Source organism: Hubeiibacter jixunmingi (assembly GCF_041928215.1).
Lineage (GTDB): Bacteria > Pseudomonadota > Gammaproteobacteria > Pseudomonadales > Moraxellaceae > Acinetobacter.
This window is the reverse complement of record NZ_JBHFHK010000122.1, coordinates 1-1,240: the sequence shown is the minus strand read 5'-3', so window position 1 is coordinate 1,240 and position 1,240 is coordinate 1. Positions and strand designations below refer to the sequence as shown.

The window sequence follows — 1,240 nt, the reverse complement described above, 5'->3', positions numbered from 1 at the left end:
CTTGTAAATGGCGCAGCGGACGGGGCTCGAACCCGCGACCCCCGGCGTGACAGGCCGGTATTCTAACCAACTGAACTACCGCTGCGTACTGGCTACCTAAAATCTAAAAAACAATCAAGGTATGGTCACTAATGGTGGGTGCTGACGGGATCGAACCGCCGACATTCTGCTTGTAAGGCAGACGCTCTACCAACTGAGCTAAGCACCCTATGCTTAAAAAAGTAAATTCTTGTAAATGGCGCAGCGGACGGGGCTCGAACCCGCGACCCCCGGCGTGACAGGCCGGTATTCTAACCAACTGAACTACCGCTGCATTCGCAAGAAATCTACAAAGTAATCATCACAATATATCAATTAAATGGCGCAGCGGACGGGGCTCGAACCCGCGACCCCCGGCGTGACAGGCCGGTATTCTAACCAACTGAACTACCGCTGCACTTAATGGGATATATCGCAATCACTTGTTAAATAATGGTGGGTGCTGACGGGATCGAACCGCCGACATTCTGCTTGTAAGGCAGACGCTCTACCAACTGAGCTAAGCACCCGTTTTATCAACAGTAACTTTGTGTGTTGCATTATAGAGAATATCTCGCAACTGTCAAATGATTTTATTATTTTTTTATTCTAATGGCGATTTTATATTCATTTCCTGTAATTTCACACATTTAATAAGCATTTTTTGACATTTATCATAACGCTTTTTAAGGTTGCACAGGCAGTTTTTGCTCTGGACGTGACCATAGCCAAATACAAACCAGCACCATACTCACAATGGCGAATGTTTTTACCCACCATGGTGCGTGCGTAAATAGCATAATTAATGCACTTACCGACATCATGATGCTGGCAATCCATTTTGCACGTCTTGGGACGGTGCCATTTTCTCGCCAATCTCTTAGTGTTGCACCATATTTAGGGTGATTTAATAACCATTCGTCTACTTCAGGCCATCCTTTCGATGCTGCCCATGCTGCAAGAATCAAAAATACTGTTGTAGGTAAACCTGGCAACACTGCACCAATAAAGGCTAAAATAAGAAAAACTATAACGAGACTACGCCACAACAAAATTTTCATTAGATCATGCTACAAAAGAGCCAAATATTCTGTCGATTATATTAACAATATCATAAACAGATGGCAAAAATATTTAGTAATGAGAATAGACATCTTGCGAAAGTTTTGATATAATGACAAGATGAGATACGAAACAATCAAGGGCTTTAGCGACAGCCAAT

1 protein-coding gene and 5 tRNA genes are annotated in these 1,240 nt (G+C 43.3%); all 6 read right to left on the bottom strand.

All coding sequences use genetic code 11. From position 1 onward, the window contains the following. Nucleotides 1–8: 8 nt before the first annotated feature. Nucleotides 9–85, bottom strand: a tRNA-Asp gene (locus tag ACEYX7_RS10915). 47 nt (nt 86–132) lie between these two features. After that, a tRNA-Val gene (locus ACEYX7_RS10910) sits at nt 133–208 on the bottom strand. 28 nt (nt 209–236) lie between these two features. After that, nucleotides 237–313 (bottom strand) — tRNA-Asp (locus ACEYX7_RS10905). A 46-nt stretch (nt 314–359) separates the two neighbouring features. Next, nucleotides 360–436: transfer RNA gene (locus ACEYX7_RS10900), tRNA-Asp, on the bottom strand. 36 nt (nt 437–472) lie between these two features. Next, nucleotides 473–548, bottom strand: a tRNA-Val gene (locus ACEYX7_RS10895). Nucleotides 549–704: 156 nt separating this feature from the next. Next, complete coding sequence (locus ACEYX7_RS10890; RefSeq protein ID WP_374807171.1) at nt 705–1,079, bottom strand: YbaN family protein; 375 nt, start codon at nt 1,077–1,079, stop codon at nt 705–707. Nucleotides 1,080–1,240: the final 161 nt, after the last annotated feature.